The 20,845-nt window shown below is 65.8% G+C and carries 22 protein-coding genes; 9 read left to right on the top strand and 13 right to left on the bottom strand.

Features of this window, described 5'->3' with window-relative positions; genetic code table 11:
• Positions 1 to 274 precede the first annotated feature (274 nt).
• Positions 275 to 673 (top strand): response regulator, encoded by a 399-nt coding sequence (locus tag H536_RS0102270; protein ID WP_024348921.1) that lies wholly within the window; start codon positions 275 to 277, stop codon positions 671 to 673.
• A gap of 112 nt (positions 674 to 785) precedes the next feature.
• Here H536_RS0102270 and hemH read toward each other — a convergent pair whose 3' ends face one another.
• The 3 genes from hemH to H536_RS22320 all read right to left on the bottom strand — a co-directional run bounded on the left by hemH (position 786) and on the right by H536_RS22320 (position 2,988).
• Positions 786 to 1,847 (bottom strand): ferrochelatase, encoded by a 1,062-nt coding sequence (gene hemH / locus H536_RS0102265; protein WP_024348920.1) that lies wholly within the window; start codon positions 1,845 to 1,847, stop codon positions 786 to 788.
• Between the two features lie 157 nt (positions 1,848 to 2,004).
• Complete coding sequence (locus H536_RS22325; protein WP_024348919.1) at positions 2,005 to 2,376, bottom strand: Omp10 family outer membrane lipoprotein; 372 nt, start codon at positions 2,374 to 2,376, stop codon at positions 2,005 to 2,007.
• 165 nt (positions 2,377 to 2,541) lie between these two features.
• Positions 2,542 to 2,988, bottom strand: a complete 447-nt coding sequence (locus H536_RS22320) for a nuclear transport factor 2 family protein (RefSeq protein ID WP_024348918.1) — start codon at positions 2,986 to 2,988, stop codon at positions 2,542 to 2,544.
• 86 nt (positions 2,989 to 3,074) lie between these two features.
• Between H536_RS22320 and H536_RS24750 the strand changes: the two genes are divergently transcribed.
• Entirely contained in the window at positions 3,075 to 3,269 is a 195-nt protein-coding gene (locus tag H536_RS24750; RefSeq protein WP_162142636.1) for a hypothetical protein, read from the top strand.
• A 180-nt stretch (positions 3,270 to 3,449) separates the two neighbouring features.
• Here the strand turns inward: H536_RS24750 and H536_RS0102250 are convergent, their stop codons facing one another.
• Positions 3,450 to 4,895 (bottom strand): homospermidine synthase, encoded by a 1,446-nt coding sequence (locus tag H536_RS0102250; protein WP_024348917.1) that lies wholly within the window; start codon positions 4,893 to 4,895, stop codon positions 3,450 to 3,452.
• A gap of 203 nt (positions 4,896 to 5,098) precedes the next feature.
• Between H536_RS0102250 and H536_RS0102245 the strand changes: the two genes are divergently transcribed.
• The gene (locus H536_RS0102245; RefSeq protein WP_024348916.1) at positions 5,099 to 6,088 is read left to right on the top strand and encodes a small ribosomal subunit Rsm22 family protein; all 990 of its coding nucleotides are present in this window, start codon (positions 5,099 to 5,101) and stop codon (positions 6,086 to 6,088) included.
• Between the two features lie 201 nt (positions 6,089 to 6,289).
• On the opposite strand, the gene H536_RS24205 is transcribed toward H536_RS0102245, so the two are convergent.
• On the bottom strand, positions 6,290 to 7,507 hold the full coding sequence (locus tag H536_RS24205) for an SGNH/GDSL hydrolase family protein (RefSeq protein WP_155898353.1): 1,218 nt from the start codon (positions 7,505 to 7,507) through the stop codon (positions 6,290 to 6,292).
• A gap of 312 nt (positions 7,508 to 7,819) precedes the next feature.
• Between H536_RS24205 and H536_RS0102235 the strand changes: the two genes are divergently transcribed.
• Complete coding sequence (locus H536_RS0102235) at positions 7,820 to 8,080, top strand: helix-turn-helix domain-containing protein (RefSeq protein WP_024348914.1); 261 nt, start codon at positions 7,820 to 7,822, stop codon at positions 8,078 to 8,080.
• Positions 8,081 to 8,124: 44 nt separating this feature from the next.
• Here the strand turns inward: H536_RS0102235 and H536_RS0102230 are convergent, their stop codons facing one another.
• Complete coding sequence (locus tag H536_RS0102230) at positions 8,125 to 9,951, bottom strand: M3 family oligoendopeptidase (protein WP_024348913.1); 1,827 nt, start codon at positions 9,949 to 9,951, stop codon at positions 8,125 to 8,127.
• 179 nt (positions 9,952 to 10,130) lie between these two features.
• Between H536_RS0102230 and H536_RS0102225 the strand changes: the two genes are divergently transcribed.
• The 3 genes from H536_RS0102225 to H536_RS0102215 all read left to right on the top strand — a co-directional run bounded on the left by H536_RS0102225 (position 10,131) and on the right by H536_RS0102215 (position 14,716).
• Positions 10,131 to 11,603: a sigma-54-dependent transcriptional regulator gene (locus H536_RS0102225; protein ID WP_024348912.1), complete on the top strand. Its 1,473-nt coding sequence runs from the start codon at positions 10,131 to 10,133 to the stop codon at positions 11,601 to 11,603.
• 251 nt (positions 11,604 to 11,854) lie between these two features.
• Entirely contained in the window at positions 11,855 to 13,543 is a 1,689-nt protein-coding gene (locus H536_RS24965; RefSeq protein ID WP_024348911.1) for a peptidoglycan L,D-endopeptidase MepK, read from the top strand.
• Positions 13,544 to 14,284: 741 nt separating this feature from the next.
• Positions 14,285 to 14,716: a Ros/MucR family transcriptional regulator gene (locus tag H536_RS0102215; RefSeq protein ID WP_024348910.1), complete on the top strand. Its 432-nt coding sequence runs from the start codon at positions 14,285 to 14,287 to the stop codon at positions 14,714 to 14,716.
• Positions 14,717 to 14,898: 182 nt separating this feature from the next.
• Here H536_RS0102215 and H536_RS0102210 read toward each other — a convergent pair whose 3' ends face one another.
• Positions 14,899 to 15,162, bottom strand: coding sequence for a DUF2312 domain-containing protein (locus H536_RS0102210; RefSeq protein ID WP_024348909.1), 264 nt, complete (start codon positions 15,160 to 15,162; stop codon positions 14,899 to 14,901).
• 132 nt (positions 15,163 to 15,294) lie between these two features.
• Entirely contained in the window at positions 15,295 to 15,600 is a 306-nt protein-coding gene (locus H536_RS0102205) for a DUF1244 domain-containing protein (RefSeq protein WP_024348908.1), read from the bottom strand.
• A 296-nt stretch (positions 15,601 to 15,896) separates the two neighbouring features.
• On the opposite strand from H536_RS0102205, the gene H536_RS0102200 reads away from it, so the two are divergent.
• Positions 15,897 to 16,316, top strand: coding sequence for a DUF1036 domain-containing protein (locus H536_RS0102200; RefSeq protein WP_029702587.1), 420 nt, complete (start codon positions 15,897 to 15,899; stop codon positions 16,314 to 16,316).
• Positions 16,313 to 17,749, top strand: a complete 1,437-nt coding sequence (gene pyk / locus H536_RS0102195; protein ID WP_024348907.1) for a pyruvate kinase — start codon at positions 16,313 to 16,315, stop codon at positions 17,747 to 17,749. Before H536_RS0102200 ends, pyk begins: the two co-directional genes overlap by 4 nt.
• 41 nt (positions 17,750 to 17,790) lie before the next feature.
• Here pyk and H536_RS0102190 read toward each other — a convergent pair whose 3' ends face one another.
• The 5 genes from H536_RS0102190 to H536_RS0102170 all read right to left on the bottom strand — a co-directional run bounded on the left by H536_RS0102190 (position 17,791) and on the right by H536_RS0102170 (position 20,742).
• Positions 17,791 to 18,363, bottom strand: a complete 573-nt coding sequence (locus tag H536_RS0102190; RefSeq protein ID WP_029702586.1) for a tetratricopeptide repeat protein — start codon at positions 18,361 to 18,363, stop codon at positions 17,791 to 17,793.
• Between the two features lie 278 nt (positions 18,364 to 18,641).
• On the bottom strand, positions 18,642 to 18,767 hold the full coding sequence (ykgO, locus tag H536_RS0102185) for a type B 50S ribosomal protein L36 (RefSeq protein ID WP_024348905.1): 126 nt from the start codon (positions 18,765 to 18,767) through the stop codon (positions 18,642 to 18,644).
• A 174-nt stretch (positions 18,768 to 18,941) separates the two neighbouring features.
• Positions 18,942 to 19,997 (bottom strand): 5-(carboxyamino)imidazole ribonucleotide synthase, encoded by a 1,056-nt coding sequence (locus tag H536_RS0102180; protein ID WP_024348904.1) that lies wholly within the window; start codon positions 19,995 to 19,997, stop codon positions 18,942 to 18,944.
• A gap of 41 nt (positions 19,998 to 20,038) precedes the next feature.
• Positions 20,039 to 20,542 carry a 5-(carboxyamino)imidazole ribonucleotide mutase gene (gene purE, locus H536_RS0102175; protein ID WP_024348903.1) on the bottom strand — a complete coding sequence of 168 codons (504 nt, stop codon included), beginning with the start codon at positions 20,540 to 20,542 and terminating at the stop codon, positions 20,039 to 20,041.
• On the bottom strand, positions 20,539 to 20,742 hold the full coding sequence (locus tag H536_RS0102170) for a YdcH family protein (RefSeq protein ID WP_024348902.1): 204 nt from the start codon (positions 20,740 to 20,742) through the stop codon (positions 20,539 to 20,541). Before H536_RS0102170 ends, purE begins: the two co-directional genes overlap by 4 nt.
• Positions 20,743 to 20,845 lie beyond the last annotated feature (103 nt).

The following is a 20,845-nucleotide window of genomic DNA, read 5'->3' as shown; positions in this document are numbered from 1 at the left end:
CCTGCTGGGCCGCATCCGGCAATGGCCGCATATCAGGGGAGACGGAAGCGGAACGCAAGGCGCATCTGGGATGTCAGTTTTGCTTAGTATAAACGGCCGCGACCGACACGTCATACGTGTCACCTGATGGTCTTCGTGTGGCGGTTTTGCCGAAATCTGTGCAAAGCCTGCCGACGTTCGCCAAGTGTTCCATAAAAATACACATAATGCCGGAACGGGAGGGAACCGATCCGGGGATCTGCGCTTCCTTTCCCGGTTGACGAAAGGGAATGGCATGGCGCGACTGGCACGACACCGGGTTCTCATCGTCGAAGACGAGCTTCTGATCGCCATCGATCTGAGGGTCATGCTCGAGGACAATGGCTACGAGGTCGTCGGCATTGCCAAGGACTTCTTCGAGGTCATGGACGAGATCGCCGCCGGCGCGGTGGATGTCGCCGTGGTGGATGTCCGGCTGCGGCGCGGACCGAACGGCGTGGCGGTGGCGAAATGGCTCCGCGAGGAGCACGACATTCCCTCGCTCTTCGTCAGCGCCGGCATCGGCGACGCGATGGTGACCGAGGCGCTGGCGGCTCGGCCGATCGGCTTCGTGGACAAGCCCTATGCCGAGACCTGGCTGATCGGGCCGCTGAACGCGGCGACGCAGATGCAGAGCGAAGGCCTCAGCATCTAGCCCGGCCGCGGCACCCGCAAGGCGCCGCATTCCTCTTAAAAACATTGCTGGAGACCGCGCCGGATGCGCGACCCCGCTCGCTTGCCGAACGGGGCCGTTTGCGCGTCGGCGACTAGTCGATCCAGCCGCGCAGTTCGCGGCGGACCATCGCCTCGATGACGTCCATGCCCGGCTCGCTGTCGTTGAGGCAGGGGATATGGGCGAAGTTCCGGCCGCCGGCCTCGTGGAAGATCTCGCCCGCCTCGCCGGCGATCTCCTCCAGCGTCTCCAGGCAATCCGACACGAAGCCGGGGTTGAGGACGGCGATGTCCTTGATGCCCTCCTGCGCCAGCTTCTCGACGGTCTTGTCGGTATAGGGCTGCAGCCATTCCTCCGGGCCGAAGCGCGACTGGAAGGTGGTCATCAGCCGGCCCTTGGGCCAGCCGAGCCGCTCTTCGAGAAGCCGCGAGGTCTTCTGGCAATGGCAGTGATAGGGGTCGCCCTTGCGGAAATAGCTCTGCGGAATGCCGTGATAGGAGCAGATCACCCGCTCCGGCTCGAAGTCGAGCGTCGCCAGATGCGTCTCGATCGAGCGGGCGAGGGCGTCGATATAGACCGGCTCGTCGTGATAGGCGGGCACGGTGCGCACGGCCGGCATCCAGCGCTTGCCCATCATGTGCTCGAAGAACTTGTCGTTGACCGTGGCGGTCGTCGAGGCGGCGTATTGCGGATAGAGCGGGTAGACGAGGATGCGCTCGCAGCCCTGTTCCATCAGCGCGTCGGTGCGCTCGGCGATGGAGGGCTTGCCGTAGCGCATGGCCCAGTCGACGACGACGCCGGCATCGCCGGCCATGCGGGCGGCGAGCTTTTCGCCCTGGGCGCGGGTGAAGGTGCGCAAGGGGGACTCGTTGCGCTCCTTGTTCCAGATCTCGGCATAGGCCGCGCCGGACTTCTTGGGGCGGGTGTTGAGGACGATGCCGTAGAGGATCGGGTACCAGGCGGCGCGCGGCCATTCGATGACGCGCTTGTCGGAGAGGAACTCCTTCAGATAGCGGCGCATCGGCTTGAAGTCGGTGCCGTCGGGCGTGCCGAGATTGACCAGGAGAACGCCGACCTTGGGCTGCTTCACCGGCGGATGGCCCTCGGGGAGGGGGCCGATGGAGCGTTCGGCGATGGTCTTGGTCAGGGCATTCATCGGCAGGTCCTTGCGTCGTGTGGCGGGCGGTCGCTCGTGTCCACGGCAGAACACGCCGGGCGGCGCTGGGCGCCCGGACCGACCTCGTGCAAGGCCATATAGGGAGGATTGCCGGCGGCTGGAACCGCCGGCGATGCGATCAGGGTGCGACCGATTTTCAGGCGCGGGCGAGACGGAAGGTCGAACCGTCCGAGGAGGTGCAGACCATCGTGCCGCCGCCGTGGTTGCAGTTGGCCGCGATCTGGACGCCGCGGGCGACCGAGGTGAAGTTGAGCTGGATGCGCGAGGCGCCGCTCGAGGTGTAGTTGCCCTCGGCCAGGAGACCGTTGGTATCGCGCTCGGCCGAGGTGAAGCGGCCGTTCTGGAACACGGCGGTGTAGGCGATCGGGCCACCGGTCGAGGCCCAGCGGCCCTCGACGCCCTGGTAGGCGGCGGCCTGCGGCAGCGGCCGCGACATCTGGGCCCGCTCGCTCTGGCAGGCGCCCAGGGCAAACGCGGCGAGGCTGAGGGTGACGGCGATACGGCGCATGATACGACCTCGATACTGATGCGGCACTCCGGCGACCGCCGATCCGCTAAGGCAACAATGTTCGCGTGGAGACGGCACCGCGCCGCCGCAACGCTTTGAGACGCGTGCCACGCTATCCCAATTTGAAACGGCTGTCATGACGGCAAGCACGGGCACGGGGACGGTTCAGTCGACCTTCTCGGCCTTGCGCAGGGGAATGACCGAATGGATCGAGCCGATGGTCTCGATGGAGCGGATCCGCGCGTCGGAGGTGAAGGCGAACCAGTACATGGTGGTGCCGGTGATCAGCGTGCCGGTCTTCTCGTCGCGGCGCGTCCAGTCGCAGCGGCTGGCGGCGTTGTCGTCCTCGCAGACGATGCCGCGCAGATCATAGGAGATGTAGGTGGTGCGCTTCAGCATCTCGTCGAAGAAGGCGCGCGCCTCCTCCTCGCCCTGCAGCCGAAACTCGCCCTCCATGCGGCCGAACCACGGCGCGTCCGACATGGCGGCATTGCTGCGCTGGGACACCATGGCGCCGGGTACGAAGTGACGGGCGATGGAGCCCGCGGCTCCCGCCATCACCGCTTCCATCACTTCCTCGACGATCTTACGCGTGACTGCCGTGTCGACCATGAACTGCTCCGAGCGGAGAACGGCCCGCGCCGCTCTGCCGATTTTCGTCGGGTGACGCAACAAACTCCCACCCGGACGGTCAAACCTTGGATATTCAAGCGGAAAAGCAAGTACCGGGCGTCTCGTTCTGCGGCATCCGCGTGATGAAGTTTGCTCAAGCGACACGATCGCAGCGCCAATTTTGCGGCGAGGCTGCGAAAAAGCGGTGGAAATCGCCGGTTTCCCGACATTTTGCCCATGGCATCGGAGAAGCTTCCCTATGGGAAAATAATTGGGGATAAGGCAGGCGAAAGAACGGCTTGCCGGTGGCTGACGCGTTGTCTCTGCCATTCATGGCCTGAAACGTGCTGCCGGGACGGGCGATTCGCCTGTCGCCCCGCGTTTCGACAGTCGGCGCGCAAAGAAAAACCGCCGGCAAATGACTGCCGGCGGTTGAACACGATGACGCGTGGTGGCTGAGGTCAGCGCACCAGGATGTTGCGGAACTGCCAGGGATCCTTCTCGTCGAGGTCCTCGGGGAAGAGGCCCGGACGATCGGTCATCGGGGTCCAGTCGGTGTAGTAGCCCTTGACCGGGCCGAGATAGGGCGACTGCACTTCCAGGCAGCGCTTGTAGTCCATCTCGTCGGACTCCACTATGCCGGCTTCCGGGTTCTCCAGCGCCCAGACCATGCCGGCCATGACCGCCGAGGTCACCTGCAGGCCGGTGGCGTTCTGATAGGGCGCCAGCTTGCGGGTCTCTTCCAGCGAGAGCTGAGAGCCGTACCAGTAGGCGTTGGCGTCGTGGCCGTAGAGCAGCACGCCGAGCTCGTCGACGCCGTCGACCAGCTCGTTCTCGTCGAGAACGTGGTGGACCGGCTGGAACTTGCCGGCGGCGCCGAACACCTCGTGCAGCGACAGGACCGCGTCGTTGCAGGGATGGTAGGCATAGTGACAGGTCGGCCGGTAGGTGACCTCGTCATCCTTGTTGCGGTGGGTGAAGAAGTCGGCGATCGAGATCGACTCGTTGTGGGTGACGAGGAAGCCGTACTGGGCGCCCGGCGTCGGGCACCAGGTGCGCACCCGGGTGTTGCCGCCCGGCTGCTCGAGATAGATCGCCGCCTGGTTGCCCTTCTTGTGGGTACGGGCGTTCTTCGGCATCCACTTCTCGTGGGTGCCCCAGCCCAGCTCCGACGGCTGCACGCCTTCCGACAGGAAGCCTTCCACCGACCATGTGTTCCAGAAGACGTTCATCGGCTTCGGGTTCTTGGTGCGCTGGGTGTCGCGCTCGGCGATGTGGATGCCCTTGACGCCGGCCTTCTTCATCAGCTTGGCCCAGCCCTCGCGGTCGTCGAAGGTGGGTTCGGTGAATTCCAGGCCGACCTTGGTGGCCACATCCACGAGGGCCTGCTTGACGAACCAGGAGACCATGCCCGGATTGGCGCCGCAGCAGGAGACGGCGGTGGTGCCGCCGGGGTTCTTGCGCTTCTCCTTGCGGACGGTCTCGCGCAGCGCGTAATTCGTGCGGTCGGCGTTCGACAGGCTCTCGTCGAAATAGAAGCCGAGCCACGGCTCGACGACGGTGTCGATGTAGAGGACGCCGAGCTTGCGGCACAGCTTGATGAGATCGAGCGAACCGGTGTCGACCGAGAGGTTGACGCAGAAGCCCTGGCCTTCACCCTCGGTGAGCAGCGGCGTCAGCAGTTCCTCGTAGTTCTTGCGGGTCACCGCCTCGTTGACGAAGCGGATGCCGCGCTCGTCGAGCATCTGCTTGTCGGCATCGTTGGGGTCGATGACCGTGAAGCGGCTCTTGTCGTAGTCGAAATGGCGTTCGATCAGCGGCAGGGTGCCCTTGCCGATTGAGCCGAAACCGATCATCACCACCGGACCGGTGATCTTGGCGTGGATCGGATGGTTCTCTTTGGCCATTTGCGAAATTCCTTCGGTTCAACTCGGAGCCGGTCATCGTCACGGAGTGTTCGGGCAAGCCGCTAGAACGTTTCCGTGACAATTGAAAGTGTGCAGCGCGCCGCGGAAGCGGGCGCCGGCAGGCAAGCCGGACCTATCGGGGACGGGCTTGTCGGTTTCATGGCGCGACCGATACGACATTCTTGCGGAGGCAGGACAGCCCCATGCAGCTTCCCCCGACCCTGCGCGCGGCGCTGGCGGACCGCCTGGACGCGGAATCCTTCGACGATCTGCGCCTCGCCGGTTCGCGGCTGAGCCAGCGCTACCGGGCCGAGACCCGCGACGGGCGCCAGCATCTGGACGGCGAGGCGGCGGTGCTGGCCTATCTGGCGGCGCGCATGCCGGCGACCTTCGCGGCGATCCGGGCGAGCCTCGAGGCGGTGGCCGGGCGGCGGCCGGATTTTGCGCCGGTGTCGCTGCTCGATGTGGGGGCGGGGCCGGGCACGGCGCTGTTTGCGGCCCGCGACGCCTATCCCGAGCTGACCCGGGCAACGCTGGTGGAGGCGAGCGCGCCGGCCATGGCGGTCGGCGAGGCGCTGACGCGGGACGGTTTCGCCGACACGGCGGACGCGGGCGAGGCCCTGCATGTCGACTGGGTGCGCGGCGACCTCGCAACGGCACTGGCAGCGCGCGCGCCGGCCGATCTGGTGACGCTCGGCTATGTGCTGGACGAACTGGCGCCGGCGCAGCTGGCGCCGCTGATGGCGGCGCTCTGGCAGCTGACGGCGGGGGTGCTGCTCATCGTCGAACCGGGCACGCCGGCGGGCTGGCAGCGCATCCTTGCAGCACGCGACGCGCTTCTGGACGCCGGCGCGCATCTGGTGGCGCCGTGCCCGCATGCCAGGGCCTGTCCGGTGACGACGCCGGACTGGTGCCATTTCGCCGAGCGGGTGGAACGCACGCGCACCCACCGGCTGGCCAAGAGCGCCACGGTGCCCTTCGAGGACGAGAAATACGCCTATCTGGCGGTCGCCCGCACGCCGGCCGCACCGCCGGCGGCCCGGGTGCTGGCGCCGGCCCGCAAGGGCAGCGGCAAGGTAACCCTCAAGCTCTGCAATGACGACGGCTCGCTGCGCGACCGGCTGGTCACCAAGCGCGAGGGGGACCTGTTCCGCACCGCCCGCCGCCTCGACTGGGGCGACGCGCTGGAGTGAGGGGCAGGCGGCAAGGGCCATCTACTGCGCCGACAACGAGGCTTGGGACGGGAGGCCAAAGTTGGCTTTGGGTGGGAACGAACCATTCGCGAAGCTGTGAGCGAATGGTAGACATGCGGAATTGCTACTGTTCGCTGACGTTGTCCCAAAGGTGAATTTGTTACGATCATGTGATGATTTGATAGATCACAAGCAGATGTCCTATCGTGGTGGTTGCGATTGATCAGACGTCGCGCCGGTCCGCTTGTCGATCCGCTTTCTGATCGTCTCGGTAATTTTTTTGAATCCGGCATTACTGGGAAACAGCTGATCGTACCAATCCTCGGGATCAAGGGTCCCTCGAAGGTCGACGAAAGTCAGTCGTGACCGCTCGACTGCCAAGGCTGCAGCGATATCGTTGAATTCGTCAATTAGTCTTCGGGACAAATCGTTTGCACCAGCGCCTTGATAACCCCGTGCGGCAAGTTCACTCGCGAGAGGGTGGCTTGGTACGATTGATGGCAGGTAGTCGTAGCCGTGCAGTGCAAACTGAGCGTTCGGTGCCTCAAGCATCAAACCATCAACTATAATGGCTAAATTGGCGGCAAGTGCGCCGAACTTTCTATTAGCAGCTTCTTGCAAAGGTGATTCGCCTGCTACGGGGGGCGCGACTGACGCGACTATGCCGTTCTCTCCAAATAACTCGCACAGTCCAGCGCTGACCAAGACGAATTCTAAATCAGAGGGCAGTGGTACTTCTCGGAACAACAAAGATTCAATGCATTCTCCAGCATTGCCTTGACGGAATACTGCGAATTCTTCAGACAGCTGGTCTCCGATATCTTTCAGTAACAATGGATAATTTAGCCATCCATCGCCTACAACCCCGATAGCCATGCGGCCTTTATCGAGTGCGCGCTGATATCGTAAAGACTTCATTTGCTGAATATGCTGCAGAAATCCGAGACCGCTAGGCGTTTCTCTAGATACGGATTGTCCAAGGCCGCCCGGCCCTTGCCCTTCTTCAAGTGTATTAAGATATTGTAGGATGCTATTTCTCCGGTCATCGCTAGTTATGAGTTTTGCCTCAGCCAGGAGCCGGAGGTTCTGCTTCACCTTATCGACTTCTTCGGTGCCCAGAGCCGCGAGAACGAGATCAGACTGCTCTTTGCGCGTCGCAAGATCTAACTCGCCAATATTGTTCACGAATGCGACTAGGCCGTTCCCGGCTAAAGCTAAAATTCCTGCAACAACTGCAACCAAAAATGGATTTCCGAACGCTTCGGCCCAGTGCTTGGGCTGTGCTTGCCGCTCGGCCAAACCGAGTTCACGTTCGCGCTCTGCCTGCAGTCTGTGCTCTCGTTTTTCCTCGATCGCTACACGCCGCTCCTCAATTGCCATCATCCGCTGTTTGAGCTGAGGGTCGTTCTGATCGGGCATACCGCCCCTCCGGTCTGTCTGCACGGGTAACGATATCCCGGGATTCCGCATTTATAACGCACTGCCGATGCTCGCCCTAGCTGCCTTCAGCTGCAGCGTTCCAAATGACTATTCCGGGCACAAAGCGGATGATCTACGCGCTGCGCTCGAATGTCTCTATTAGGTCGATAGCTGCCATTAGGTCGATAGCTGCCATCCGTAGCGGGCCTCTGCTATCTGATGCAGGAGTGATAGGCGTTCCTTCGCCTAGAGGCGCTGGTAATCCTATCGTTGGGGATGCTAAGCAGCAGACACGATCTAACCGACGATCCAATGACCCGTGACGACAATCCCGACTGGAGCGATGCCGTCGTGGCGCCGCTGGACAGTGCGCTGAAGCTGCAGGCGATCCGGGCCCGGCTGCGGCTCAGCCAGTCGGCCTTCGCCGCCCTGTTGCGGATCCCGCGCTCGACGCTGCAGAACTGGGAGCAGGGGCGGACCGCGCCGGACAGCTTCGTGCGGCACGTCATCGACGTGATCTACGACGATCCCGAAGGCATGCGCCAGCGTCTGGAACGCGACAGCGCCGCCTGAGCTTGAGGCCCGGCGGCGCTGGTTTGCGATCGTTGTCCGGTGGCTCAGTCCATGGCTTCCAGTTCGTCGATGAAGCCGGAGATCATGGCGAGGCCGCGCGACCAGAAGGCCGGGTCGGAGGCGTCGAGGCCGAAGGGCTGCAGGAGCTCCGAATGGTGCTTGGTGCCGCCGGCCTTGAGCATCTCGAAATACTTCTCCTGGAAGCCGGCCTCAGAGTTCTCGTAGACCGCGTAGAGCGAGTTCACCAGGCAGTCGCCGAAGGCATAGGCATAGACGTAGAACGGCGAGTGGATGAAGTGCGGCACGTAGGTCCAGTAGGTCTCGTAGCCGTCGCCGAGACGCAATGCGGGTCCGAGACTGCGCTTCTGGATGTCCATCCAGATCTCGCCGATCCGCTCGGTGGTCAGCTCGCCGCCGCGGCGCTCCTCGTGCAGGGCGCGCTCGAACTGGTAGAAGGCGATCTGCCGGACCACCGTGTTGATCATGTCCTCGACCTTGGAGGCGAGCAGCGTCTTGCGCTCGGCCTTGGTCGTCGCTTGGTCGAGCAGCGAGCGGAAGGTCAGCATCTCGCCGAAGACCGAGGCGGTCTCGGCGAGCGTCAGCGGGGTCGCCGCCATCAGCGCGCCCTGGCGGCCGGCCAGCACCTGGTGGACGCCGTGGCCGAGCTCGTGGGCGAGGGTCATGACGTCGCGCGGCTTGCCCATGTAGTTGAGCAGTACATAGGGGTGGACGCTCGGCACGGTGGGATGGGCGAAGGCGCCCGGCGACTTGCCCGGGCGGATCGCCGCGTCGATCCAGTCATTGGTGAAGAAGCGCTCGGCGATCGAGGCCATTTCCGGCGCAAAGCCCGAATAGGCCGACAGCACCGTGTGGCGGGCCTCGTCCCAGGAGATGTCGCGGCGGGTGGAATCGGGCAGCGGCGCGTTGCGGTCCCAGTAGTCGAGGACGTCCTGGCCGAGCCATTTCGCCTTCATGGCGTAATAGCGGTGGGAGATCGACGGATAGGCGTCGGTGACGGCCTGCGACAGGGCGTCGACGACATTGCGCTCGACCCGGTTGGCCAGATGGCGGGAATCGGCGACGTCCTCGAAGCCGCGCCAGCGGTCGGAGATCTCCTTGTCCTTGGCCAGCGTGTTGGTGATCAGCGTGAAGGTGCGCAGGTTCTCGCTGAACACGTTGGTCAGCGCGCTCGCCGCCTTGCGGCGCTTCTCGCGGTCCGGGTCCTGCAGGATGTTGAGGGTCGCCTCCAGCGCCAGATCGTCGCCGTCGACGGTGAAGCGCAGCGAGGTCAGCGTCTCGTCGAACAGCCGGTTGAAGGCGCCGCGGCCGGTGATCGCCTTTTCGTGGAACAGCTCCTCGACGCGGTCTTCCAGCTGGTAGGGCTTGTCGAGGCGCAGATCGACGAGCCACGGCCGGTAATGGGCCAGCGCCGGATCGCGGTCCATCGCCGCGTCCATGTCGGCATCCTCGATGCGGTTCAGCTCCAGCGGGAAGAACAGGAGGCGCGACGATATGTCGGTGACCACCGACTGGATGTCGCCGTAGAACTTGGCCCGCGCCGGGTCGGAGGTGTCGCCCGAATAGACCAGCCCGGCATAGGAGATGATCCGCCCGAGAAGCTCCTCCAGCGCCTCGAAGCTGGCGACGGCGGCGGCAAGATTGCCGTCCTCGGCCCTGGCGGCTTCCTCGAGCCGGCCGCGCCAGCGCTCCTGAAACGCCTCGGCATCGGCGCGGGCGCGCTCGACGTCGCGTGTCAGTTCGGGACTGTCCATCGCCGGGTAGAGATCCGACAGATTCCATTCCGGCAGGGCGCCGGTGGCGTCGACCGCCGTCTCGGCGGCGGAAAAGGTCGGTCGGACAGAATGCGTCATCGGGACAATCTCATGGCTTGGCGGGAATACCGGCCGGCGCGGGTCGCCGGACGGTCGTCGGAAAGGATCAAATTCGACTGAAATTGCTGGGACTTTTTTGCCCATTCTCGTTCAGTCGCTTTTTAGCGGTGCGTGTCAATTTGGGTCGTTCTCGCGTCAAGACGAGACTGGAGGCTGACATGAACCGCGTAGTACTTATCGTTGACGACGACCCCATTCAACGGCGTCTGGTGGAAGCCCAGATCGGCCGGATGGGCCTGCGTCCGCTGACCTGCGACGGCGGCCTCGCGGCGTTGCGGGCGCTCGACGCGCACCAGCCGGGCGAAATCTCCGCCGTGATCCTCGACCTGATGATGCCCGACAAGGGCGGCAGCGAGGTCATGGCCGAGATGCGGCGCCGCAATCTCGACATTCCGGTGATCGTGCAGACCGGCAAGGGCTCGATCGACACCGTCGTCGAGGCGATGCGGGCCGGCGCCTTCGACTTCATCGTTAAGCCGGTGTCGCCGGACAAGCTGAAATCGGTGATCGACAGCGCGCTGAAGATGCGCGGCGCGGCGACGCGGCGGACCACGTCGAAGGCGCGCACCGTGCGGCTCGATCAGGGCGACGCCTCGCCGGCGCTGCGGCCGGTGCTGGCGGCGGCGGCCAAGGCGGCGCGCTCGGGCATTCCGGTGCTGATCTCGGGCGAGACCGGGGTCGGCAAGGAATGGCTGGCCAGCGCCATCCAGGCCGGCGGCGACCGCGCCAAGGCGCCCTTCGTCAAGGTCAATTGCGGGGCGCTGCCCGGCGATTTGGTGGAGAGCATCCTGTTCGGCCATGCCAAGGGCGCCTTTACCGATGCCGGCCAGCCGCATGAGGGCAAGTTCGCGGAGGCCAATGGCGGCACGCTGCTGCTCGACGAGGTCGGCGAATTGTCGGCCTCGGCGCAGGTGAAGCTGCTGCGGGTGCTGCAGGACGGCGTGATCGACCCGGTCGGCGGGCGCCAGGCGGTGAAGACCGATGTGCGGATCATCTCGGCGACCAACCGGGATCTGGCGGCCGGGGTGACGGCCGGCCGGTTCCGCGAAGACCTCTATTACCGGCTGAACGCCTTCGAGCTGACCGTGCCGCCGCTGCGCGAGCGGCGCAGCGAGATCGCCAAGCTGGCCCGCCGCTTCGTCGACCGCTACGTGGCGATGGAGCCGCAATCGCCGGTCCGGCACCTGGCGGCCGACGCGATCGCGCTCCTGCAGCGCTACGACTGGCCGGGCAACATCCGGCAGCTGGAGAACGCCATTCACCGGGCGGTGGTGCTGGGCGAGAGCGAAAGCCTGACGGCGGCCGACTTCCCGCAGATCGCGGCGCTGATCGCGGCCGGGCCTGCCGAGGCGGAGGCGACCCCCCATGCGGCGTCCCATGGTGGCCACGGCACCGGAGCGCCGGGCGACCCGGCGCCGATATCCAACGGCCACGGTCGCACCGAGCCCGCCGATTTCGCGGTGCGCGACCAGAATGGCGAAGTGCGGCGCGTCGAGGAGGTGGAGGCCGACCTGATCCGGCTGGCCCATGCCCAGTATCATGGCCGCATGAGCGAAATCGCCCGGCGGCTGGGAATCGGGCGGTCGACGCTGTACCGCAAGATGCGGGAATACAAGATCGACGCCGATTGATCAGCTTGCGCCGGTCAAGATCTTCCCATCCGGCAAGGCGTTGATTTCACGCCGAAACACCACTATCCCGGCGAGTAAGCTTAATCGGGCCTTAACGCTTTTCTTGCAGAATCGGGAGAAAGTTCGCTGACTGTCATCTTCATGCCGCAGTTTCGGAAAAATTGGACAGGCGACGAGAACGGTCATCGGGGTTGCCCATACCGGCGGATGCGTCCGACGGGCAGGCAAGTGTTTTGAGGGGAAGAGACCGCATGTTCGGACATACCGCTCGCGCCGGCCGCTCGGCCTGGCGCCTCGCGACGTTCGCTGCCCTGGCTCTGCTGATCGGCGGCACGGTCACCGCGGCGAAGGCCGAGACCCGCGTCCTGAAGTTCTACAATCTGCATACCAAGGAGAAGGGCAGCTTCTCCTACAAGAGCAACGGCCGCTACAACAGCGGCGAGCTCAAGAAGATCAACTGGTTCCTGCGCGACTGGCGCAACGGCGAGCAGACCCAGATCGACCCGCGGCTCCTGGACCTGATCTGGGAGGCGTATCGCCAGAGCGGCTCCAACGCCCTGATCAATGTCGTCTCCAGCTATCGCTCGCCGGCGACCAATTCTATGCTGCGCTCGCGCAGCTCGGGCGTCGCCAAGAAGAGCCAGCACACGCTGGGCAAGGCGCTCGACTTCTACATTCCGGACGTGCCGCTGGCCAAGCTGCGCGAGATCGGCCTGAAGATGCAGGTCGGCGGCGTCGGCTATTATCCCAAGTCCGGCTCGCCCTTCGTGCATTTCGACGTTGGCAACGCCCGCCACTGGCCGCGGATGAACCGCAAGCAGCTGATGGCGGTCTTCCCGAACGGGAACACGGTGCATGTGCCGTCCGACGGCAAGCCGCTGCCGGGCTACCAGCAGGCGCTGGCCTCCTACAAGCAGCGCCGCGGCGGCTCGTCGATCCAGGTCGCCAATGCCGGCTCGGGTTCTTCGGGTGGTGGCAAGACGCTGCTGGCCATGCTGTTCGGCGATGGCGACGAGGGCGAGGACGAGGTGCAGAGCGCACCGACGCCGCGGGCTCCGGTGAAGGCCGCAGCCGCGCCGAAGGTCGAGGTGGCTTCGGTCGTGCCGCAGGCGCGCCCAAGCCGGGATCTGCCGGGCGGTGTCGCCGTGCCGGTCGGCGACCGCTTCGATACGGGTGCACCGGCCTCGGCTGCCGCCCCCGCGCAGACCGAGGTCGCGGCCCTGATCAATGCACAGATCCCGGTGCCGACCTGGGCGCCGAGCCGTGCCGTGCCGGCCGACGCCTCCGACGCACCGGGGGCCCGCGAGGATGCGGTGTCGACCCTCGTTGCCGCGCTTGAGGAGCAGGCGAGCGAGACCGTGGCGAGCGGCCAGATGGCCTATGCGGTTCCGACGCCGGGCGACCGCCCGCAATTTGAAAGCGTGCTCAAGGACAAGCCGGCGACTGCCGCGACGGCGATCACCAAGGCCGCGCCCGCCAAAGAGACGATGAAGGCCGTGGAGATGGCCGCCAGGGCGCCGAGCCCGCGTCCGCAGATCGATCCGCAGGCCATCAAGCCGGTGCCGGCGCTGATGACCGCAGCGGCGTCCAGCGCGCCGAAGCCCCGGCCGCAGCCGGCCGATGCGGCGGTTGCCGCCGCGGCGATTTCGGGCAAGGGCGGCCGCGTTCTTAACGCCGTGGTGCAGGAGACGCCGAAGCCGAAGGTGCTCGATCCGCAGGAGGCGATCGCCTCGCGCTTCAAGATCGCGGCGCTTGTCTCCGACACCGACAGCCGGGCCGCGCGTCTGGCGACGGCCAAGCCGGATGCCGGGCGGCTGGTCGGCAATTTGCCGAGCACGCTGTTCGCCTCGGGCTTCGCCCCGGCGGCCAATGCCGGCAAGAGCGACCGCTTCTCGGGCTCTGCCGTCAACTTCCTGCCGATGGTGAAGGTCGGCCAGTAAGGCCGCCGCTCCACCATCCGCGCACGATCCAAGCGTCGACGGCCGTCCGGTGTTGCCACCGGGCGGCCGTTTTCGTTCGGGCATGGAGTGGCAGGACCGGCAACTCGCCGCGGCCGGTGGGCGAGGCGGGACGGCGGGGTGGCGTGGCGTAGAAGACCAGGGCGCGGCGCCAGTTGACCGATACGTAAAAGTCCGTCGAAGCCTTGTATGGGGACGAGGAATGCACGTCGTGCGAGCGCTCTCGACTTCGCTGCAGTGCCGAAGCAGTGCGATATCCGCGTATCTTCGCAACGGCTTGGGCCGGCTTTTTCACCGCAGTCGGTGGTCGCAACTTCACCGATATATCGTTCGCTGGTCTTACCACCGAAGCAGTGCGATGAGACGCAAAGCATTTCCGGTTTCTGCGGCTCATTGAACAATGCCGGACAGTTTCGCCGCATGGTTGTGCCGGTTGCGGGCTCTTGATGTACGCGCATCATTTAGAGTTGTTCTATAATAAGGCAGACATTCGATATTCTGCGGCTGCTTATTCGCCCCGGCAAGTGTGGACAAAATTGTCGGGACTTAGGGGTTGCGAATAATCCACTTGACATTAAGTAACGCCACATAAATACCAAACACGGATGGTGGATTGCCCGGAGGCGAGGCCACCGTTTCGCAATAAACAAACTGCACGAGGCGCGCAGAGGCGCCTGATTCAACAGGCGCAATCGCCACAACTTCGCGCAGCACGGGGTAAAAATGGACCAGATCGAAAACGTCGAAAACAACGAAATGCTGATGGAGCTGACCGCGGAAGTGGTGGCGGCCTATGTCAGCAACAACTCGCTGCCGGTTTCCGAACTGCCTGCACTCATCTCGGACATCTACGGCGCCCTCGGTCGCACGAACAGTGCGCCGCAGGCGGTGCAGGCCGAGAAGCCGAAGCCGGCGGTGCCGGTGAAGAAGTCGGTGACCGACGACTACATCATCTGTCTCGAGGACGGAAAGAAGTTCAAGTCGCTGAAGCGCCACCTGATGACCCACTACAATCTCTCGCCGGAAGAGTACCGCGAGAAGTGGGACCTGGCGCCCGACTATCCGATGGTCGCGCCGAACTACGCCGCGGCGCGTTCGCGCCTCGCCAAGCAGATGGGCCTCGGCCACAAGCGTCGCCGCGCCGCGGCACGCTGAGCCGGCCGCCGCATCGCCGCGGCAGCAACAGAAAAAGCCCGCCGGAGCGATCCGGCGGGCTTTTTCGTGTTCGGTTGAGAGCCTCGGGTGATGGGCGCCGGCGTGGATGCGAGCCGCGCCGGATCCCATGGACCGGCGACCGGCGACGCGTGGTCGCCGTTGCGGGACCGCGGCGCTGGCGCCTATTCGCGCGGCAGGTCCGGGGCCATGCCGAGGGCCTGCAGGTAGAGATCGAGGATCGCTTCCTGCTCCTGGCGCTCGTTCTGGTCCTGCTTGCGCAGCGAGATCACGCGGCGCAGCACCTTGGTGTCGAAACCGTTGCCCTTGGCCTCGGCATAGACGTCCTTGATGTCGTCGCTGATCGTCTTCTTCTCTTCCTCGAGCCGTTCGATCCGCTCGACAAAGGATCGCAGCTGATCCTGGGCGACATCGTTCACGTCGGACATGGTGGGTCTCCGTCTGGCACTTTCGCGCAATGAATTGGCCGGGAACTACCAGACCGGGGTGATTCGGGGAAAGCCCGTTGTGCCGCTATGGCACGTGGCGGCCGCCCGATGCGGCGTCCGCGCGCGAAAACGTTACTCGCTGGGGCGCGTCTGCTCGAAGCGCTGCGCGGTCTCGGGGCTCGCCTCGCGCTGGTAGCGGTCGCGCCATTCGCCATAGGGCATGCCGTAGACGATCTCGCGGGATTCGTCCTTGGTCATGGCGATGCCGTCGGCCTCGGCGGCGTCGCGATACCAGTTGGACAGGCAGTTGCGGCAGAAGCCGGCGAGGTTCATCAGATCGATGTTCTGCACGTCGATGCGTTCGCGCAGATGATCGCGCAGGCGCCGGAACGCCGCCGCTTCGAGCTCGATGCGCTTCTGGTCGTCGATCGGGTCCATGTCGCTCTCCTGTGTCCGTCCGCCTCGCGGCGCCTTGCCCTCGATATCGAGCCGAAGCGTCTTCGCATCAAGGGCGGGATGGTGCGAGGCGGCGGGCAGGGGGCCGGCGGACCGGTTCGGGCTCGCAACCGGCCGGCGGATGATCTAGGACGGCGGCAGCGCAGCGTGGTCATGTCGTTGACAGGTTCGACCGCTATGCGAAAGCTGCCTCTCGTGCGGACACTCTCTCTTTCGGGGAAAGCGTGATGATACCCAACCCGTTTCGCCGGCTGCGCCACGGATTTGCTCTCGGGCTGATGGCCGCCGGACTGTTCCTCGTCTCGGCGCCGCTGACGGCGGATGCCGCCCGCGCCGATTTCCGGGTGTGCAACGGCACCCAGTCGCTGGTCGGCGTGGCCATCGGCTACCGGGCCGAAGCCGGCTGGACCACCGAAGGCTGGTGGCGGATTCCGGCGACGACCTGCAAGGCGATCATCGAGGGTCCCCTGTCGTCGCGGTACTATTACGTGTATGCCGAGGACTCCGATGGCCAGGGCCGCTGGGCCGGGCCGGTGAATCTCTGCATCGCCGAGAACGAGTTCAAGATCGCCGGGGTCAAGGACTGTTTCAAACGGGGCTACCAGAAAATGGGGTTCCGCGAATACGACACAGGCGAGCAGGCCAGCTGGATGGTCCAGCTGACCGAAGCGCCCCGCGAAACAACGGATAGCCAATGAGACGCCATCGCAAGGTCAAGATCCTTGCCACCCTCGGGCCGGCATCGTCCTCCGAGGAGATGATCCGCAAGCTGCATGAAGCCGGTGCGGATGTCTTTCGCATCAATATGAGCCATTCCGACCACGACCTGATGCGCGAGCTCGTCGCCCGCATCCGCCGGGTCGAGTCCGCCGTGGGCCGGCCGATCGGCATTCTGGCCGATCTGCAGGGCCCGAAGCTGCGGGTGGCGAAATTCGCCGAGGGCAGCGTCCAGCTGACGGTCGGCGATGATTTCACCCTCGACGACAATCCCGAGCCGGGCGACACCACACGCGTCTATCTCCCGCATCCGGAAATCCTGGAAGCGGTGGAGGTCGGGCACCGGCTGCTGATCGACGACGGCCGGCTGCAGCTCGTCTGCACCGAGACCGACAAGCACTCGATCAAGTGCCGCGTCGTCGCCGGCAACAAGATCTCCGACCGCAAGGGCGTCAGCCTGCCGGACACGACCCTGACCACCGGGGCGCTGACCGACAAGGACCGGCGCGATCTCGACGCGGTGCTGGCCGAGAATGTCGACTGGGTGGCGCTGTCCTTCATCCAGCGTCCGGAAGACCTCGCCGAAGCGCGCAAGGTGTCGCGCGGCCGCGCCTTCCTGTTGTCGAAGATCGAGAAGCCGCAGGCGGTGGAACGGCTCGACGAGATCATCGAACTGTCCGACGCGATCATGGTCGCGCGCGGCGATCTGGGTGTCGAGATGCCGCTGGAAGCGGTGCCGGGCATCCAGAAGCGGATCACCCGTGCCGCCCGCAAGGCCGGCAAGCCGGTGGTCGTCGCCACGCAGATGCTGGAATCGATGATCTCCGCCCCGGTGCCGACCCGCGCCGAGGTCTCGGACGTGTCGATTGCCGTCTACGAGGGCGCCGACGCGGTGATGCTGTCGGCGGAATCTGCGGCCGGCGAGTATCCGGTCGAGGCGGTGTCGACGATGGACCGGATCTGCCAGCGCGTCGAACTCGACCCGCTCTATCCGGGCATCATCTCCGGTCAGCGCACGCCGCCCGAGGCGACCGGCGCCGACGCCGTGTCGCTGGCGGCCCGGCAGATTTCCGAGACGCTCGGCGTGTCGGTGATCGTCACCTATACGGCGACGGGCACCACCGGCCTGCGCGCCGCCCGCGAGCGGCCGCAGACGCCGATCCTGGCGCTGTCGCCGGTGCTGGCCACCGCGCGGCGCCTGTCGCTGGTCTGGGGCCTGCACTGCGTGGTGACCGAAGACGCCCAGGATCTCGACGACATGGTCGACCGGGCCTGCCGCATCGCGGTGGAGCAGGGCTACGCCAAGTCGGGCGAGCGGATGATCGTGACGGCCGGCGTGCCGCTGCGCACGCCGGGCGCCACCAACATGCTGCGCATCGCCTATATCGGCTCGGACGGCCTCAGCGCGGTCTGACGCGGCCGTTCAATCCACGCGCAACGGCCCGGCGGTCTGTCTCAGATCGCCGGGCCGAGCAGTTCCTCGGACAGGCGCCCGGCGGCGTCCTGCGCCGAATCCAGCGCCGGGTAGACGGCGAGGACCCGCAGATAGGTCTCCAGCGCCTGTTCCTTGCGGCCGGTCTGTTCGAGAATCATCGCAAGGCCCATCAGGGCGCCCCAGTGCCGCGGCTCGCGCAGCAGGGTCTGCTCGATGTCGACCAGCGACTTGCCCAGCCTGTTCATCGAGAAATTCAGCGTCGCCCGGCGGTTCCACGCTTCCGGATAATGCGGCGCGATGACCAGCGCCTGGTCGAGCAGGTCGAGCGCGGCGGCGTTGTCCTCGCGGGTCATGGCGAGGGCGGCACGCTGCATCAGGAGATCGATGGTGGCGCTGCCGCTGCGGCGCCAGTGCCGCTCGATGCGGCCGGCAATGCGGCGGGCGGCGCGTTCGTCGGCCTGTTTGCGCAGCTCGGCAAAGAGGCGGTCGAGTTCCTGCTCCGGCGTCTCGTCGGCGACCTGCGGCTCGGCCTCGTCGGCGGCCTCGTCCTCGGCGACGGGGGCGCTGCCGAAGGCGTCGGGATTGTCGGTCATGCCTTCATCGGGGGGCGGAATCACCATGGGCGGCGATTGCGAATCGTCCGGGCCGGGGAGCGGCGCGGCCTCAGGCGGACGATCGGGCTCGATCAGCGACGGCGGCCCGCCGTCCTGCGCCAGCGCCGGGACGAGGCCCGGGGCGAGAAAGCAGACACCAAGGGTGAGACAATGAAAAACGCCGCGCATGCGGAGAGGTTAATTCTCCGCAGCGCAGCGTCAATCAGAAACTTCGTGATCGAAGGGGCGGGGACGGGCGAGGCCGGCCCCCAGGGGCATCAGCCCTGGCGCGCCTTGAAGCGCGGTGCCACCTTGTTGATGATGTAGACGCGGCCCTTGCGGCGCACCATGCGGTTGGCGCGGTGACGGGTCGCGAGGGACTTGAGCGAGTTCTTGATCTTCATGACAACACCGGAATGTTAGACGCGAGGATCGGGGCTGGCCGTTCCGCCGCAAAATGATGGGCGCGCCGCAGCGGCACGCCCGGAAAGATTGGTGCCGAAATAGCTTTGCCGGCAGCTTTTGTCAACGCTCCCGGCGCCATTGCGACCGCCCTGTGATGCCCGATTTGCGCTGATTCAGTCCGTCAGCCGGGTCAGGTGGCCCATCTTGCGGCCGGGCCTTGCTTCCGGCTTGCCGTAGAGATGGAGGAGGGTGGCGGGCTCGGCGAGAATCGCATCGACGCGCTTCACGTCGTCGCCGATGAGATTCTCCATGACGCAGTCCGAGTGCCGCGCGGCGGAGCTGAGCTTAAGGCCGGCGATCGCCCGCACATGCTGCTCGAACTGGGAGACGACGCAGGCCGCCTCGGTCCAGTGGCCGGAATTGTGCACCCGCGGAGCGATCTCGTTGACGAGGATGGTGTCGTCGCCCTGCACGAAGAACTCGACGCCGATGACTCCGACATAGCCGAGCTTGGCGAGGATGCTGGCGGCGACGGCCTTCGCCGCTTCGCCGACCTGCGACGAGACGCGGCCGGGAACGGTGGAGGTATGCAGGATGCCGAGCCGGTGGACGTTCTCGGCCGGATCGTAGGCGACGACGCTGCCGTCGATGCCGCGCGCCGCGATGATCGAGCATTCGTAGGCGAAGGGCACCTTCTTCTCGAGAATCGCCGGCACGCCGCCGAGGCTCTCGAAGACGTCGGCATGGGGCCCGCCCTTGCGGATCGAGGCCTGGCCCTTGCCGTCATAGCCGAAACGACGGGTCTTCAGGATGCAGTCGCCGTCGAGCTCGACGAGGGCGTGGCCGAGTTCGGCGACGCTGTCGATGGCGCGCCATTCGGCGGTGGCGACGCCGATGCCGTTGAGAAACGCCTTCTCGACGACGCGGTCCTGAGCGACTTCCAGCGCCTCGGCCGGCGGGTAGAGCGGCACGGCGGTGACGGCGGCGCGGATCTGCTCGACCGGCACGTTCTCGAATTCATAGGTGACGACGCTGGTGCGGGCGGCGAGGTCGCGCAGGGCGGCGACGTCGTCATAGGCGGCGACGATCTGCGCGTTGGCGACCTGCGCGGCCGGGCAGCCGGCGTCAGGGTCGAGGACGATCACCCGGTAGCCGAGACGGGCCGCGGCCATGGCCAGCATGCGGCCGAGCTGGCCGCCGCCGACGATGCCGATGGCGGTGTCGGGCATGGCGAAGCGCGCTTCAGCGCCGGGGGCAGGCGGCGTCCTGCTCACGGGGTGTCCACGGGCGCGGCCGCGACCGCGTCGGTCTGGGCCTTGCGCCAGGCGTCGAGGCGACCGGCGAGGGCGTCGTCGGACAAAGCGAGCACGCTGGCGGCGAGGAGCGCCGCGTTGACGGCGCCGGCGCGACCGATGGCGAGGGTTCCGACGGGCACGCCGGCGGGCATCTGGACGATGGAGAGCAAGCTGTCCTGGCCGGACAGGGCACGGCTTTCGACCGGGACGCCGAACACCGGCAGCGGCGTCATCGCCGCGGTCATGCCGGGCAGATGGGCGGCGCCGCCGGCCCCGGCGATGACGACCTTGAAGCCGGCGGCCTTCGCGCCGCGGGCAAAATCGTAGAGGCGCTCGGGCGTGCGGTGGGCCGAGACGATCTGCGCGTCATAGCCGATGGCCAGCGCGTCAAGCGTGTCGGCGGCGTTCTTCATCACCGACCAGTCGGACTGGCTACCCATGATGATGGCGACGGGCGGGGAGAGGGCGGCGTCGCTCATGCGCTGATGTCCGGAATGATCTGATCCTCCAGATCCTGCAGGCGGTCCCGGATGGTCAGCTTTTTCTTCTTCATGCGCTGGACCTGCAGCCGGTCGCAGCCGGTTGCGACCATCGCGTTCACGGCCGCGTCGAAATCGGCATGTTCCTGCCGCAGACGCGCCACCTGCAGCCTCAAGGCCGCCTGTTCCTGATCCGCCATTCTGTTCCTTTCAGGCACCGCCGCGTGCAACCGAACCGGGGTCTCGACAATTGTCCAGACAGTCGTGACGGACGATTAGCAAAACCGCCCATCGGACGATAGC

Origin of the sequence: Aurantimonas coralicida DSM 14790, from assembly GCF_000421645.1 — a bacterium.
Taxonomy (GTDB): domain Bacteria; phylum Pseudomonadota; class Alphaproteobacteria; order Rhizobiales; family Rhizobiaceae; genus Aurantimonas; species Aurantimonas coralicida.
Note: the sequence above shows the minus strand (reverse complement) of the source record. Positions and strands in the feature narration are given on the sequence as shown.

What these genes read in the sequence shown, in the direction of transcription:
- H536_RS0102210 (WP_024348909.1), bottom strand. Translation starts at nt 15,162, where the DNA reads ATGTCCGACGTGAACGATGTCGCCCAGGATCAGCTGCGATCCTTTGTC.
- H536_RS0102235 (WP_024348914.1), top strand. Translation starts at nt 7,820, where the DNA reads ATGACCCGTGACGACAATCCCGACTGGAGCGATGCCGTCGTGGCGCCG.
- H536_RS0102205 (WP_024348908.1), bottom strand. Translation starts at nt 15,600, where the DNA reads ATGGACCCGATCGACGACCAGAAGCGCATCGAGCTCGAAGCGGCGGCG.
- H536_RS0102250 (WP_024348917.1), bottom strand. Translation starts at nt 4,895, where the DNA reads ATGGCCAAAGAGAACCATCCGATCCACGCCAAGATCACCGGTCCGGTG.
- H536_RS24205 (WP_155898353.1), bottom strand. Translation starts at nt 7,507, where the DNA reads ATGCCCGATCAGAACGACCCTCAGCTCAAACAGCGGATGATGGCAATT.
- ykgO (WP_024348905.1), bottom strand. Translation starts at nt 18,767, where the DNA reads ATGAAGATCAAGAACTCGCTCAAGTCCCTCGCGACCCGTCACCGCGCC.
- H536_RS0102180 (WP_024348904.1), bottom strand. Translation starts at nt 19,997, where the DNA reads ATGCCCGACACCGCCATCGGCATCGTCGGCGGCGGCCAGCTCGGCCGC.
- H536_RS0102200 (WP_029702587.1), top strand. Translation starts at nt 15,897, where the DNA reads ATGGCCGCCGGACTGTTCCTCGTCTCGGCGCCGCTGACGGCGGATGCC.
- H536_RS0102270 (WP_024348921.1), top strand. Translation starts at nt 275, where the DNA reads ATGGCGCGACTGGCACGACACCGGGTTCTCATCGTCGAAGACGAGCTT.
- H536_RS0102225 (WP_024348912.1), top strand. Translation starts at nt 10,131, where the DNA reads ATGAACCGCGTAGTACTTATCGTTGACGACGACCCCATTCAACGGCGT.
- hemH (WP_024348920.1), bottom strand. Translation starts at nt 1,847, where the DNA reads ATGAATGCCCTGACCAAGACCATCGCCGAACGCTCCATCGGCCCCCTC.
- H536_RS0102215 (WP_024348910.1), top strand. Translation starts at nt 14,285, where the DNA reads ATGGACCAGATCGAAAACGTCGAAAACAACGAAATGCTGATGGAGCTG.
- H536_RS22320 (WP_024348918.1), bottom strand. Translation starts at nt 2,988, where the DNA reads ATGGTCGACACGGCAGTCACGCGTAAGATCGTCGAGGAAGTGATGGAA.
- H536_RS24965 (WP_024348911.1), top strand. Translation starts at nt 11,855, where the DNA reads ATGTTCGGACATACCGCTCGCGCCGGCCGCTCGGCCTGGCGCCTCGCG.
- purE (WP_024348903.1), bottom strand. Translation starts at nt 20,542, where the DNA reads ATGAGCGACGCCGCCCTCTCCCCGCCCGTCGCCATCATCATGGGTAGC.
- H536_RS22325 (WP_024348919.1), bottom strand. Translation starts at nt 2,376, where the DNA reads ATGCGCCGTATCGCCGTCACCCTCAGCCTCGCCGCGTTTGCCCTGGGC.
- H536_RS0102170 (WP_024348902.1), bottom strand. Translation starts at nt 20,742, where the DNA reads ATGGCGGATCAGGAACAGGCGGCCTTGAGGCTGCAGGTGGCGCGTCTG.
- H536_RS0102190 (WP_029702586.1), bottom strand. Translation starts at nt 18,363, where the DNA reads ATGACCGACAATCCCGACGCCTTCGGCAGCGCCCCCGTCGCCGAGGAC.
- H536_RS0102245 (WP_024348916.1), top strand. Translation starts at nt 5,099, where the DNA reads ATGCAGCTTCCCCCGACCCTGCGCGCGGCGCTGGCGGACCGCCTGGAC.
- H536_RS0102230 (WP_024348913.1), bottom strand. Translation starts at nt 9,951, where the DNA reads ATGACGCATTCTGTCCGACCGACCTTTTCCGCCGCCGAGACGGCGGTC.
- pyk (WP_024348907.1), top strand. Translation starts at nt 16,313, where the DNA reads ATGAGACGCCATCGCAAGGTCAAGATCCTTGCCACCCTCGGGCCGGCA.